Annotated in this window: 12 protein-coding genes and 2 pseudogenes; 10 read left to right on the top strand and 4 right to left on the bottom strand. The window is 59.4% G+C overall.

All coding sequences use genetic code 11. The features are described 5' to 3' along the window. Nucleotides 1-594: 594 nt before the first annotated feature. Nucleotides 595-3,309, top strand: a complete 2,715-nt coding sequence (gene mgtA / locus AB5975_26605) for a magnesium-translocating P-type ATPase (protein ID XDR19993.1) — start codon at nt 595-597, stop codon at nt 3,307-3,309. A 14-nt stretch (nt 3,310-3,323) separates the two neighbouring features. Here the strand turns inward: mgtA and AB5975_26600 are convergent, their stop codons facing one another. Next, a complete protein-coding gene (locus tag AB5975_26600; protein XDR23040.1) occupies nt 3,324-4,550 on the bottom strand; it encodes an MFS transporter in 1,227 nt (408 codons plus the stop codon). 156 nt (nt 4,551-4,706) lie between these two features. Next, on the bottom strand, nt 4,707-5,552 hold the full coding sequence (locus AB5975_26595; protein XDR19992.1) for a DMT family transporter: 846 nt from the start codon (nt 5,550-5,552) through the stop codon (nt 4,707-4,709). Nucleotides 5,553-5,659: 107 nt separating this feature from the next. On the opposite strand from AB5975_26595, the gene AB5975_26590 reads away from it, so the two are divergent. After that, nucleotides 5,660-6,136, top strand: coding sequence for an Lrp/AsnC family transcriptional regulator (locus AB5975_26590; protein ID XDR19991.1), 477 nt, complete (start codon nt 5,660-5,662; stop codon nt 6,134-6,136). A gap of 301 nt (nt 6,137-6,437) precedes the next feature. Here the strand turns inward: AB5975_26590 and AB5975_26585 are convergent. Continuing rightward, nucleotides 6,438-7,123 (bottom strand): annotated as a pseudogene (locus AB5975_26585) (TetR/AcrR family transcriptional regulator). Between the two features lie 149 nt (nt 7,124-7,272). Between AB5975_26585 and AB5975_26580 the strand changes: the two are divergent. The 8 genes from AB5975_26580 to AB5975_26545 all read left to right on the top strand — a co-directional run bounded on the left by AB5975_26580 (nt 7,273) and on the right by AB5975_26545 (nt 12,696). Then, nucleotides 7,273-7,653 carry a DUF2946 domain-containing protein gene (locus AB5975_26580; GenBank protein ID XDR19990.1) on the top strand — a complete coding sequence of 127 codons (381 nt, stop codon included), beginning with the start codon at nt 7,273-7,275 and terminating at the stop codon, nt 7,651-7,653. 352 nt (nt 7,654-8,005) lie between these two features. After that, nucleotides 8,006-8,530 carry a putative natural product biosynthesis protein gene (locus tag AB5975_26575; GenBank protein ID XDR19989.1) on the top strand — a complete coding sequence of 175 codons (525 nt, stop codon included), beginning with the start codon at nt 8,006-8,008 and terminating at the stop codon, nt 8,528-8,530. 231 nt (nt 8,531-8,761) lie between these two features. Continuing rightward, nucleotides 8,762-9,469, top strand: coding sequence for a hypothetical protein (locus tag AB5975_26570; GenBank protein XDR19988.1), 708 nt, complete (start codon nt 8,762-8,764; stop codon nt 9,467-9,469). A gap of 51 nt (nt 9,470-9,520) precedes the next feature. Continuing rightward, entirely contained in the window at nt 9,521-10,741 is a 1,221-nt protein-coding gene (locus tag AB5975_26565) for a hypothetical protein (GenBank protein XDR19987.1), read from the top strand. Continuing rightward, entirely contained in the window at nt 10,663-11,175 is a 513-nt protein-coding gene (locus tag AB5975_26560) for an ATP-binding cassette domain-containing protein (protein ID XDR23039.1), read from the top strand. The genes AB5975_26565 and AB5975_26560 overlap by 79 nt, the downstream gene beginning before the upstream one ends. A 9-nt stretch (nt 11,176-11,184) precedes the next feature. Continuing rightward, complete coding sequence (locus AB5975_26555) at nt 11,185-12,096, top strand: cupin domain-containing protein (GenBank protein XDR19986.1); 912 nt, start codon at nt 11,185-11,187, stop codon at nt 12,094-12,096. Next, nucleotides 12,089-12,328 (top strand): DUF2164 domain-containing protein, encoded by a 240-nt coding sequence (locus AB5975_26550; protein ID XDR19985.1) that lies wholly within the window; start codon nt 12,089-12,091, stop codon nt 12,326-12,328. Before AB5975_26555 ends, AB5975_26550 begins: the two co-directional genes overlap by 8 nt. Next, entirely contained in the window at nt 12,325-12,696 is a 372-nt protein-coding gene (locus tag AB5975_26545) for a nuclear transport factor 2 family protein (protein ID XDR19984.1), read from the top strand. The genes AB5975_26550 and AB5975_26545 overlap by 4 nt, the downstream gene beginning before the upstream one ends. Before the next feature lie 85 nt (nt 12,697-12,781). Here the strand turns inward: AB5975_26545 and AB5975_26540 are convergent. After that, nucleotides 12,782-13,656, bottom strand: a pseudogene (locus AB5975_26540) (universal stress protein). Nucleotides 13,657-13,728 lie beyond the last annotated feature (72 nt).

Here is a 13,728-nt window from a genome sequence, read left to right as displayed (position 1 = left end):
CACAGTATCTAGTCGCTGCCTGACCACCGCCGTACGGCCAGGTCAGGCACTTGAACCGGAACACCGGTCCCGACGCCTCGGTCGGGCAAGCCGCGCCAGAGCCTGATGCTCCGCCGTAGCTTGCCGCCGCCGGTGTCCGCCGGTTGGAGGCAAGCTCATGAACCTCACTTCATTCGTTTCATATCGCCTGCTCGCCTGCTTTGCGGCGCAGCAGGCCTGTGCCTGGCCGCGCCGCCTGCACGGGTACCCTGATGACTGCCAGAACCCCCCAAGTAGATGCGGGGCGCTGGCGCGTTAGCACGCCGGAACCCCCAAAACTTCTCACTGAATAAAAGATATCAAACGGTATCTTTGTGCTCGAACTTTTTAAATGAAAAGTTTGCGGTGGCGTATGGCCTGTTGTTTATGACAAAGGAATAAAACCATGGATTGCGCGAGTAGAAAGTTCGCTGCCGAAACAACTTCCGACCCTCGGCAGCGGACAGATTTCTGTCGGAAAGAACCCGTATTCATCTGCGACCCGACATGCCTTCGTTCACCGCCTGAGTGAAACGTCTGTGTGTCGTGCCGCCGCAGCGGCAGGAGCACAGCAACATGACTGTCAAACACCGCGACACCTCATCGGCCAAGACCGAACGCGAAACCCGCTTGTCCACGCGTGCCGCCCGTGAAGCGCGCAATGGCCTGGCTGTCACCCTCGCCAACCTCGATGCCTGCGAGCAGGGCCTGACCGAGCACGAAGCCGCCAAGCGCCTGGAGCGCGACGGGGCCAACCAGGTCGCCCACGACCCGCAACCGCATGCCCTGGTGCAATTGCTCAGGGCCCTGCACAACCCGTTCATCTATGTACTGCTGACCCTGGCCGGGATCAGCTTCGTCACCGACTACTGGCTGCCGCTTCGCGCAGGCCAAACGGATGACGCCGACCTGACCAAGGTCATCATCATCATGACCATGGTCAGCCTCAGCAGCGTGCTGCGCTTCTGGCAGGAGTACCGCTCGACCAAGGCCGCCGATGCGCTCAAGGCCATGGTGCGCACCACTGCCACCGTGCTGCGCCGCGAGCAGGTCGGGCAGGCCCCGCGTCTGCGCGAAGTGCCCATGGACGAACTGGTGGCCGGCGATATCGTGCAGCTTTGCGCAGGCGACATGATCCCCGCTGACATTCGCCTGCTCGAATCACGTGACCTGTTCATCAGCCAGGCGGTGCTCACTGGTGAAGCGCTGCCGGTCGAGAAGTACGACACCCTTGGCCATGTCGCGCAGAAGTCCGCTACCGGGGGCAGCGGTAGCCAGGACAACCTGCTCGAGCTGGCGAACATCTGCTTCATGGGCACCAACGTGGTCAGTGGCCGCGCCCGCGCAGTGGTGGTCGCCACTGGCCCACGCACCTATTTCGGCTCGCTGGCCAAGGCCATTGCCGGCTCGCGCAGCCAGACCGCTTTCGACCGTGGGGTGAACAGCGTCAGCAGCCTGCTGATCCGTTTCATGCTGGTGATGGTCCCGGTGGTGTTCATGCTCAACGGTGTGGTCAAGGGCGACTGGGGCGATGCTTTCCTCTTCGCACTTGCCGTGGCCGTGGGCCTGACCCCGGAAATGCTGCCGATGATCGTCAGCGCCAACCTGGCCAAGGGCGCCGTGGCCATGGCCCGGCGCAAAGTGGTGGTCAAGCGCCTGAACGCCATCCAGAACCTGGGTTCCATGGACGTGCTGTGCACCGACAAGACCGGCACGCTTACCCAGGACCGTATCATCCTCGAACACCACGTGCGCTTTGACGGCCAGCGCGACAGGCACATCCTCGAGCTGGCCTGGCTCAACAGCCATCACCAAAGCGGCATTCGCAACCTGATGGACCAAGCTGTGCTGCATTTCGCAGGGCAGGACCGCCAGTTCCAGGCCCCCTACGCCTATGCAAAGGTCGACGAGCTGCCGTTCGACTTCATCCGCCGTCGCCTGTCCGTGGTGGTGAAGGATGCCCTGGGCGACCACCTGCTGGTAAGCAAAGGGGCGGTCGAGGAAATGCTCGCCATCGCCACCCATGTGCAGGAAGGCGACGGTGTCGTTAACCTCGATCCGCGCCGCCGCCAACAGCTGCTGGCCAGTGCCGACGCCTTCAACCAGGACGGCTTTCGCGTACTGGTGGTCGCCACCCGCCAGATCCCGGCGGCCGAAGGCAAGGCGCAGTATCACGCCGACGATGAGCGCGATCTGGTGATCCAGGGCTTCCTGACCTTCCTCGACCCCCCCAAGGAAACTGCCGGCCCGGCCATTGCCGCTCTGCGGGACATGGGCGTGCGGGTCAAAGTGCTGACCGGCGACAACCCGGTGGTGACGTGCAAGGTCTGCCGTGAAGTTGGCCTGGAGCCAGGCCTGCCATTGCTCGGCCAGGACATCGAGCGCATGGACGACACCACCCTCACGCTGCAGGTCGAAGAACGCACGGTCTTCGCCAAGCTCACCCCGCTGCAGAAATCACGCGTGCTCAAGGCCCTGCAGGCCAATGGTCACACGGTGGGTTTTCTTGGCGACGGTATCAACGATGCTGCGGCCCTGCGCGATGCCGACGTCGGTATCTCGGTAGACAGCGGTACCGACATCGCCAAGGAATCGGCCGATATCATTCTGCTGGAAAAGAGCCTGATGGTGCTTGAAGAGGGTGTGCTCAAAGGCCGCGAGACCTTCGGCAACATCATGAAGTACCTGTGCATGACTGCCAGCTCCAACTTCGGCAACGTGTTCTCGGTGCTGGTGGCCAGCGCGTTCATCCCATTCCTGCCGATGCTGGCGATTCACCTGCTGCTGCAGAACCTGATGTACGACTTCTCCCAGCTGTCGCTGCCTTGGGACCGCATGGACAAGGAGTTTCTCAGCAAGCCACGCAAATGGGATGCGCGCAACATTGGCCGCTTCATGCTGTGGATCGGCCCTACGTCGTCGATCTTCGACATCACCACCTTTGCCCTGATGTGGTACGTGTTCGCGGCCAACAGCGTCGAGATGCAGGCACTGTTCCAGTCCGGCTGGTTCATCGAGGGGTTGCTATCACAGACCTTGGTGGTGCATATGCTGCGCACGCGCAAGGTGCCGTTCTTCCAGAGCACCGCCGCGCTGCCAGTGGTGCTGGCAACGGGGCTGGTGATGGCGTTGGGTGTCTATATCCCGTTCTCGCCGGTGGGGGCGATGGTTGGCCTGGTGCCACTGCCGTGGGCGTACTTCCCTTGGCTGGTTGCCATCCTGCTGGGCTATTGCGTGGTCGCCCAGGCCATGAAGGCCCTCTATATCCGCCGCTTCGGGCAGTGGTTCTGAACCTGTGCAGCAGCTCAGCCTGGCTGCGTCGCCAGGCTATTGCTGACGTTGCGTCCCAGCACCAGCACGGTGACGAAGCCACAGCCCACCAGCGCCGTGGCCAGGCTCAACAGCACTGCGGTGCCCATATGGTCGACCACTTGCCCGCCGAAGAACGAGCCCACGGCAATGATCACCTGGAACATGGCCACGAACAGCGGCATGCCGCGTTCGACATCCTTGGGCGCCACCACGAACATCCAGATATTGGCGCAGGCCGGGAACGCACCGAAAGCAAAGCCCCACAGTGCGATCAGCATCGCGGCGCCCGTCATGCTGGTGGCGAAGTGCGGGAACAGGGCGGTACTGACTGCGATCATGAGCGCGACCAGCATCAGGGTATGTCGCACGCTGCGGTTGGCGGCAAAGCCGGCGAAGATGTTGCCCATGAAACCGGCCACGCCGTACAGCAATAGCAACGAGCCGATGGTCGGCCCGTCGAAGCCGGCATTCTGTTTGAAGAACGGTGCAACATAGGTGTACGCCGCAAAGTGCGCCAGGCCGATCAGCAAAACAGCGATCAAGCCGACCCGTGCTTGCGGGTTGACGAACAGCGCTGGCAGGTCGCTGATGCGAATGGCCTTTTCCGGCATCAGCCGTGGCAACAGCAATACCTGCGCCAGCAGCACGGGTACGCCGACCAGGGCGGTGACCAGGAAGGTCATGCGCCAGCCCATCAGGCCACTCAGCCAGGTGCCCACGGGTACGCCCACTACCGTCGCCAGGGTTACCCCCGCCATGATGATGGAGTTGGCCTTGGCTACGCCCATGCCGTCAGGTGCCAGCCGCCCGCTGAGGGCGATGGCGGTCGCCCAGAAGCCGCCGATACTGACACCCAGCAGCACGCGGCCGACCAACAGCAGGTTGAAGTCACCGGCGTAGGCCACGATGGCGTTGGCGATGATCATGATCAGTGTCAGGCCGATCAGCAGGTAGCGCCGGTCCAGCGCCCCCACACCCACCGAGATCAAAGGCGCGGCCAGCGCGGCCATGATACCGGGCAGGGTCACCATCAGGCCGGCAAGGCCGGCACTGATGCCAAGGTCGCTGGCGACATCGTTGAGTACCCCCACCGGGAGGAACTCACTGGTGACCAGGGCGAAGGCGCCCACGGCGACCGAGAGGATGGCCAGCCACTGCTGCGTGACACTCTGTTGATTATGTTCGGGAAGGCCACGAGAGGCCTGGCGGTTGCTTGGCATGGGGTTCGGTTCCATGAGGGATGTCGCCTGTAGCAGGCGCAGGAGCGGGGGGATTTGCAGGCGATTATAGAGACGGCCTGGTCAGGCCGACAGGCAGGCCGCTCGATAGTAATCATCAGCGCCATCGATGAAAGGCCTTGCGTAGAGCGCCCGCGCTCAGCGACCACGCCCTACCAGTGCCGCCCCTGCGCAGGCCAAGGCAATGGCTGTTATGCCCAGCCACTGGGTCAGTGCCAGCACTTCACCGAGGATCAACCAGCCTGCTATCGCCCCCGCAGCGGGCGAAGCGCTGAGCAGCACGCCAAAAATACTGGGCGGCAAGTGCCGCATGGCATACATGTCGAGCAGGAAAGGCACCGTGCTGGAAAGCAGCGCTACGCCCAACCCGACCATAAGCACCCATGGCGCCAGCAACTCGGCACCGGCGTGGTTGACACCAAGTGGTACGCCCAGCAGCGCGGCAAACAACATCCCGGTGCCGACTGCCTGTTTGCCGTGAACCGCCACTTTGCTGCCAAGCATCACATACAGCCCCCAGGCCAATGCAGCCGCGAGCGCGTACATCACCCCGCGCGGGTCGAGGCCCTGACTGCCCGTGCCCCATGGCAGCAAGGTAAGCCCGGCGACCGACAGGGCAATCCACAGCAGGTCGATCCGCCGCCGGGAAGACAGCAAGGCCGCGCCCAGTGGGCCGATGACCTCGATGGACACCGCGATGCCCACCGGGATATAGAGGAATGCCCGGTAAATCAGAATATTCATCAGCCCCATCATTACGCCATAACCCAACAAATGAAGCATGTTGGCCTGGCCCCAGATGCGCCAAGGGCGCAGCACCGCCAGCAAGATGACGGCGGACAAGCCCAGCCGCAGGGCGACAACGCCTTCGGGGCCGATCAATGGAAACAAGGTTTTTGCCAAGGCAGCACCGGTTTGCACCGAGACCAGCGCGGCGATGGCTGCGCCGACAGGGGCGAAGGTTCCAGCAGTTTTTGCGTCCACGCGTGGCTCCAGCATCGGTCGAGGCGACATTTTAGTGCTCGGCCTGCGAAGCAATTACTGTGAAAATGGGCCTCTGACGAGTGAACTGCTTTCTTTGGAACCCGAAAATGAGTGACTGCGCCAACCGTCCGCTGGACGGCTTCGATCACGCGATTCTGCGGCTGCTGCAGCAAGACAACAAAACCTCGCAGCGCGCCATTGCCGAGGAAATCGGCCTGTCCACACCGGCTGTACAGCGGCGTATTGCACAGATGGAGGCGAGCGGAGTGGTCACTGCCAACACCGCAGTCATTGCCCCGGAGTGTGTTGGCCAGATGATCACGGCCATCGTCGAATCACGCTTGCGGGACGATCGCTCGCAGGTGATGGACCGCGCCAAGCGTTATTTCGCCAATGTGGCAGAGATACAGCAGTGTTACTTCGTCAACGGCGGGGTGTCGTTCATCATCGTCATGCTTGCCCGTGACGTGGCGCATTTCGAAAAGCTGGTGAGGCTGCATTTTGCCGATAACGAAGACATCCTGACTTACCGCACGTTGATCGTTCTGGACAAGGTCAAGGTCGGGTTGTCTGTGCCGCTTTGAATGTTTCGCGCGACTGAAATCACTCAGCGCGGCAAACCAATGTTCCGGGCGGCGTCCAGTACCAGGCTGCGCAGCCACTTCTGGTCCAGAGGAAATCGCGTGGGGCACGATTTGCAGGTGCTTTGGGGCTCTTCCAACGCATGACGCAGTTAAAGGCCGATGGTGCCCAGCGGCAGCATCCTGGCAGGCAATCGCGGTCGTGGACACGTCAGTTCTCCTTGCTATGGATGCGGCATTGTCGGCGCAAGACCAGGCCTCTACCTGGCATCACGGCAGCACCTGCTTGCTGCCAGGTTGCCGGTCATGCCGGGACGATACCGCCCAACACCATTTGGGTGACCGTTCGGGTGGCGCGGTCAAAGTCAGCCTTGTCAGGTTCGGCTACGCCTCTGAGCTGCGACATTTGCCAGGCCAGATTGGTGTAGGTGCGTGTCGACGACCAGATGAAGATCATCAGGTGCTCAGGATCACAGGGCGCCAGCCGGCCATGGTCGATCCAGTTGCGCAGGCAGGCGACGTTGCGCTGGGCTTCCTCGTGCAGCAGGTTCTTGCATGCCTCTGGCAGATGCTTGCCCCCTGAGAGCAACTCCTGGCTGAACACGGCGGCGCTGAACGGGTGCTCGCGAATGATGCGGATGAGGGCTTTGATATAGGCCCGCAGGCCTACTATCGGGTCGTCGCTTTTGCGCAGCGCTGCCGAGGCCCTCACCAGCGGATCAACGAAGCTCATCAGCACCTGCACGTACAGGTTCTCTTTGGATTGAAAGTAGTAGTAGAGGTTGGCTTTAGGTACCCGGCACGTTCGGCAATATCATGCGAATGAGTGGCGGTGAAGCCGGTCGTGGCAAACGCTTCGCTGGCAGCCTGCAGAATCAGCTTCTGATTCCTGCGCCGAATGCCGGCATTTCCCACGGTGTGATTGGTTGCGCCGAGCAGAGCGTCAGCGCCGTTGTCGGACTCGTTCAGCATTTCGATTTGCAGGCACATCACGGCTTCATCTGGCTTTACGGGTATCGGTGTATATAAAAGTATATAGCGATTGACGTGCTTTTTCCCGGTCCTTTACGCACGTAGCCATTGAAGTGGTGCGATGCTGTCTTTCTCACTCGCGAGCCTGGATGCTAGAGTTGCCGGCCATGGATCGCTGCACCGGTAATCGGCCCCTCATTGCCTGGGCATTGTATTTCAGTGTCCTGTTCAACGTGCTTTGCTGTGGCCTGGGTCACGGGCAGGCATTGGGCTTGGCGCTCAATGGCATCGGTGGCGGCTTCTGCAGCCTGGCCAATGACATCTCCACCTCACAGGCCCAGCAACACGGCACATCGTCCACGGCGGACTGGAGCAACCTGTTCGCCTGTCCAACGTGTACGGCGAACTTCCTTACCTTGGTGTTCCTCCTGGGGGTCGCCTGGTTGCTCAGCTGTGCGAACCCAAGGCGGTTTTGCAGCGAGGTGCGCAGCCAGGCGCCTCCACGCTATTGCTGGCCCACGGCCAACCCCCGAGCTTCTCCTTTTTGACGTTGCCGGCGCCTAGGCGCTGATGCGGGCTCGCGCCCGCGTATCGAGCACGATGCCTGGCTGCGCATGCCCGCAGCAGGCGCTGCTATCTGCAACGTCGGTCAAGGATCAACCCTCTCATGACGGTACTGACCTGCGCCAGCCATGCGCCTCGGCATCGCTGGCTTTCGCTTTATCCGCGTGCTCCCCCCTATCTACCTGTCAGAACGGTCCCGAAACGCACACTACCCGCCAGGAATCAAGGCGGGGCCTGTTCAAGGCTATCTGATGCATGGAGCACATGATGTCTCGCCCTTTGGCCACTTCACGCTTTTGCCCCCCGGCTCGCGCTGCACGCTTGAGTGAGTCTCGCTTGCCGTTTCCCGATTACCCCTGCAACGCCCGTACGTTCGTCAAGCTGGACGCGCGACTACTGCCGTACTGGCACACGTTGTTCGACGTGTGCCCAGGCTTGCTCAAGCTAGACCCGCCGGAAGGTCTGGAACTGTTCCGCTGCTTCATGACCTGGGCTTATCGACATCACCCGGCCTTGGATTGGAGCTATTACATCAGCGTCTGCCGTTGGCTGCTGGGCTCACCCTACAAGGCACAGGTAACCGAGACGCACATCGAGGCATTCATGGTCGCGGCGGCTGCCTTATGGATAGCTGCCGACATGTCTGAGGCGCGTGGCCTGGTCCTGGCGTGGCAGCCAATGGCAGATGTGGTGGTGGAATGGAAGCCGGGCATGCGGCCAACCCCCTTCACAGTGGAGCAGACGAACTGCTTGCCCCCTCCGCCCTGGGAGTTTTCCTGGAGCCCACTCAGTGGTAAAGGCCCGGACAGTTTTCGCCGGTGGTTGCCCGTCCCGGGCGCACTAGCGGGGTCAAGGGGGTGATGCGGCTGCGACAATCTACCGCAGCATGGCAGTGGCGCCTGGCATGGCGGACGGCAGCCCTGGGCTTGGCTTTCAGGGTGCGACAGCCTGTCGCAGTTCGGGGGTGCAAGTGGCAAGTGTTAAGTTCAAATCTGGCGTGAAGCGGGTGGCTGAAAAGTTTCAATACAGGCACGCCCCACGACCAAGCCCGGTAACTGCAAGGGCGATATCAATGCATGAAAAGGATATTTTATGCTACAGCAACGAATTACCAGCGATGCCATCGTCACACCCCTGCGCGTTGCAGACGCGCAGGCGGTATCGCAGTATAAAAATGAAGACGTTGTACTGAAGTTTTGCAAGGAGTGGGATGTCACGCGCGAGGAGGCAGAAGAGCTCTTCGAGGAAACCAAGAAATTCCTGTTGCTGGCTGCGCAGTGCCAGCGAGAGTGTTTCAGTGTGTCCATTTACTATCAGTTTCAAGTGATTGATGAAATGTGGCATACCTTTCTTCAGTTCACCGACCACTATTATGCGTTTTGCAATGAATACATGGGTGGGTTTCTTCATCATTTTCCGTTCTCGCGGAACATGCTGAAAGAGGAAATAAAGCACCTGGCCAAGCACAACATGACCTTTGCAACGCAGAAACAACAGGATTTTGCTTTCCAGTTGCGCAAAACCCAGCAAGTGCTGGGCGACGATACGGTCATCAAGTGGTACGGCGAGTATGCGCAGAAGTTTAGCATCGAAAGCCTCAATGCTCGACGTAAGCCGCTGATGCTGGACGACCTGCAAACCGACGAGCAAGGGCGGGTGAACGCAGAGATGCTGAAACTTCCGAAGGAGCAAATTCTCAAGTACATACTGGATCGCAATGTCGTGCTCAACAATGTGTGCGGTTGCTCCGGCAAGGGCTGTGGCGCCGGTTGCATGTGCAATTCCAATCGTAACCATTGATGGACGGGTCGCCCACCCTTGGGTGGGCGATCGACGACAACGAGTGCTACCGTGACCGAAATCGAAAAACGTACACTTAAAACCGGTATTGCCAGGCAGGTGGGGATCGCTGGCCTGACATTGCTCGCCTCGCTGCTGTTCGTGTCATTCGGTTTGATGATGCGCTTTGCAATCGATCATCCTGAATCAGTCGCGAGCCTTGCCGGCCTGGTTGCATTCTGCGCGGGCTTCCTGGCCATTCGCCTGGCGATGCCCTGCAGCTTTGCCCTCGTGGAGTGGTTGTCACACGGCTACTGCATCAGGGTTGAGTCGCTGCTCAGGGCGGCGTACCTCGACAAGCTTGGCCGCATCTACCTTGAACAACTGGAACAGCTCAATAGGAGCGAGATGGTGGCTACCTATGAAGCCGCCATGTCATCGGTCAGTGCTTATATCAGGGTTATCTGGGGTGAGGCGTTGCCCATCTTATTTCAAACCGTGTTCGTCATTGGCTGTGTCAGCTTCTATTTTGATGGCGTGATTGCAGGCAGTTTCACTCTAGTGGTTGCCACCTATATGGCGGTGGTCATCAAGATGACCAGTGCACGCTTTCCGTTGATCAAGCGAGTTGCAATCACGCAAAAGTATTTGAATGGCGTGCTCCACAGTGTGATCGCGGCAGGGCTCTGCGAAAAACTGTTCAATGCAGGTGGCAGGTTGAAGCATAGGCATGGGGTGGCCGTAGACCGCTACCTCTCAGCGCAGCAGCGTGTTCGCCAGGTATTCTTCAGGTTCGGCATTGTCACCACCCTCGTATCATTTACCGGGAGTGCAATGGTGTTGGCGGGGGCCGCATTCAGATTCAACCAGGGCTACGCCACGATGGGCAGCCTGATCATGCTGGCCACGTTTCTTTTTCAAGTATTTCTGCCCTTGAACCGTATCGGTGTGCTGTGGCGCACACTTAACAAGGCGCGCATCGATTTCGTCGTACTTGAGGAATCGCTTGGCCGTATGGCAATGCACGCCGCCGCGGTGCATCACGATCAGCCCGCCGACCCTGCAAGTATCGACATTTCCCTGCACCAACTTTGCAAGAGCAAAGGCGGCAGGCCCATCCTGCAAGGCGTCACCGCGAACGTGCCTTGCAAAGCAGGCCTGCCCACTTTCGTGACGGGTACCAACGGCACGGGAAAACGACGCTTGCGCGCCTTATCGCCGGGGTTGACCGCCCTGACAGCGGGTGCATTCGTTTCAATGGCGTCACCCGGCAGCCTGAGCGTTATGGTTTGACACCCGACTGGATCGCCATGACCAGCCAAACCATGGTCTTTATCGGTGGTACGGTTGCCGAGAACCTTGAGACCTTTCTGGGCCCCGTAGACCTGGACGCATACGCCGTACTGGCAAGTACCCTGTCATTCGACAAGCCGCTGGCGTATGAGGTGGGTGAGCAAGGGCAGAACTTGTCAGCGGGCGAGCGACAGAAGCTTGGCATTATCCTGGCTTTGTTGAAGAAGCCCGCGTTGCTCGTCATGGACGAGCCCACCACCCACCTTGACCCGGCGTCGGTCACAGGCTTGCAACGCCTGGTTGAACAAAAGGCCTTGATCTCCCGCGTACTGATTGTGACCCATGACAGCCATTTCATGAGGCATTTTGACTGCGCGCCGAGATTCGGCTTGACGCAAGGCACCCGCACCACAGATGCTGAAAAACTGATATAGGGAATATTAATGGACCGCATGGATTTTGCGTTACCTGAAATGGACTTCTTCATTCGCTCGGCCTTTCAGAAGAAACCCTTCGTATTCGAGTCGGTCACGGGCCACCAGCTGGTGGGCTGGGGTGAAATCAACAACCTGCTTGAGAAGGATATTCTCGATTACCCCAGAATACGCCTGGCGAACGATGGCATCCCCTCCGAGCGTGGCTTCAAGGGGTTTGTAACCTATACCCTGACGGTGACAGGTGAGACCTCGCCGCATATCAACCGTTACAACCTTCTGAAGCGTTTGCAAACCGGTAGCACATTGATCATTGATCGCTGCCAGGCATTTTTTGAGCGCGCTCAACAAGCGGCAAGCTACTTGTCTACACACCTGCGTTGCCGGTCCGGGGCAAATCTTTATTGTGCCTGGAGTTCAACGCCAAGTTTTGGTGCGCACTTCGACAACCACGATGTAATTGCAGTGCAGATCGAAGGTGTGAAACGGTGGGAAGTCTATGCGCCCACACGTCCCTATCCACTGTTGAATGACAAGAGTTTCGACCAAACGCCTCCCGCCGGCGAGCCCATGCTGTGCCATACCTTGACGCCAGGCCAGGCCATCTATGTACCTGCCGGTTATTGGCATAATGTGTTCACTGAAACTGAGCGTTCGATGCACATTTCCTTCCCTGTTGTACGGCCCCGTAAGATTGACCTGATCAGGATGGTCCTGGAGCGCCTGGAGGCGTCGGCGGAACTGCGCGAACCCATTGCCCACGGCAGTGATGCTATTGGCAATGCCAGGTTGAGTGGGGTGCTTTACGCCTGCCTTGCGAATATTGACATTGATGAGTGGGAGGCGGCGGTTGTCGAAGACTGTATGCAGGGAAGAGATATAAAATTCAACCTGCCTGATATAAGGACCCGAGATGCCTGAAATTTCACTTTCACCGGAAGCGCGAGCGCTCATGATTGGCAAGTTGAAGGCGTATTGTGCCGATACCTTTGAGTTGCAGTTGGGGCAGTTTGAGGTTGAGTTTTTCCTCGATTTCATCGAAGAGGTCTGCGGTCCGGCGTTTTACAACAGTGGCGTTGAGCAAGCGATAAAAACCTATGCGGCATGGAGCGAGCGGGTTCAGGAAGAAATGGACCTGAAGAGGATACTGTGAAGATCTCATCAAATTTGTCGTTGATGCGCAAAGAGTGGTACAACGCTTTTTATACACTGAATATCGAGCAGTTGGATTACTTGGAAGCGGACTGGTTCTTCTCGACGAACGGCATAAAGTTCATGTACAAGAAAAACCAGTTACATAAACTTTCTGTGCTCCGTGGCCAGGACGCGTCAGCTTTTTCTCAGCACAAACGAACGGAGTCGAATGTCGAAGTGCGAGAGCTGGGTAACCTTGCAGCTGTCAGTGGTGTGGCATTCATTGTCACGCCGCAAGGGAGCAAGCAGATAAATTTCGTCGAGAGCTGGATCAAAATCAACGACAGTTGGAAGTTGCAATTTCAATCATTCGAAGGTGAAGGCTGACGCAACAGATCAGGCCAGCACAGCGTGTTCAAGCCTGTGCTGGCAAGATCGTTGCGCACTACTCCGTCAGCGCAAATACGGCGAGCTAAGGCGTTACCAGCACATCACACTGCGATTCGTCCAGTACATGCTTGGTGACGCTACCCACCAACAGCTCTTCCAGCGCGCTCGTACCCTGCTTGCCGACCACGATCAGGTCGCATTCCAGCTCCTGTTCCTGCTCGGCAATGCGCCAGCCAGGGTCACCGTGCACCACGATCTGCCGGGCATCGGCTACGCCGGCAGCTTCGCTCAATGCGGCCAACTGTGCCACTGCATCCTGGCGGATGACATTGCGGTAGCGGGTGAGGGTGTCCTGGTCGATATGGGCGAAGCGCACGCTGCCTTCGAACGGGGCTTCGTACGCATGCAGCAGGATGATCTCGGCCTGCGGGGCAATGGCCTTGGCCAGTTGGATCGCGCGCAGCGAAACAGGTGAAAAATCGACGGGAACCAGCACGGTGCGGTAGGCGTCACGAGGTGCCGGCTTGACGACCAACAACGGGCAGGGCATGTGGTTGAGCATTTTTTGCACGGTCGAGCCCAGCAGCAGGCGCCGCGCCACGCTCTGGCCCTTGGCTCCGCACACCAGCAGGTTGCTGTGTTTGTCCTGCACTACCCGGGTGATTTCCGTGATCACCGAACCACTGGCAACCTGCACACCCGCAGAAATGTCGTAGCGCTGGAACAACATGGCGGCCAGTGCGCGGGTTTTTTCGCCGGCGCTGTCCAGTACCCGTTTCAACAGGTCGTCATCAGGCGCCACCAGTTGCTTGAGGCGCTCGAAGGGGGCCGGGTTGGCAACGTACAGCAGGTCCAGTGCGGCCTGCTGCGTGTTGCTCAGGTAGGCAGCGCGCTCTGCTGCGTTGCGGGCATGGGGGACAGGTCGGTGGCGACCAGTATGTGTTTCAGCGGGCTCATGTGGGGCTCCTTTTCAAGGCCGCGCACAGTGGTCGAAGGCAAACCTTGAACAATGTGCGCCTGGCGGTGCTT

The organism is Pseudomonas putida, from assembly GCA_041071465.1.
Classification (GTDB): Bacteria; Pseudomonadota; Gammaproteobacteria; order Pseudomonadales; family Pseudomonadaceae; genus Aquipseudomonas; species Aquipseudomonas putida_P.
The sequence above is the reverse complement of the archived record's forward strand: the minus strand, read 5'-3'. Positions and strand labels throughout refer to the sequence as shown.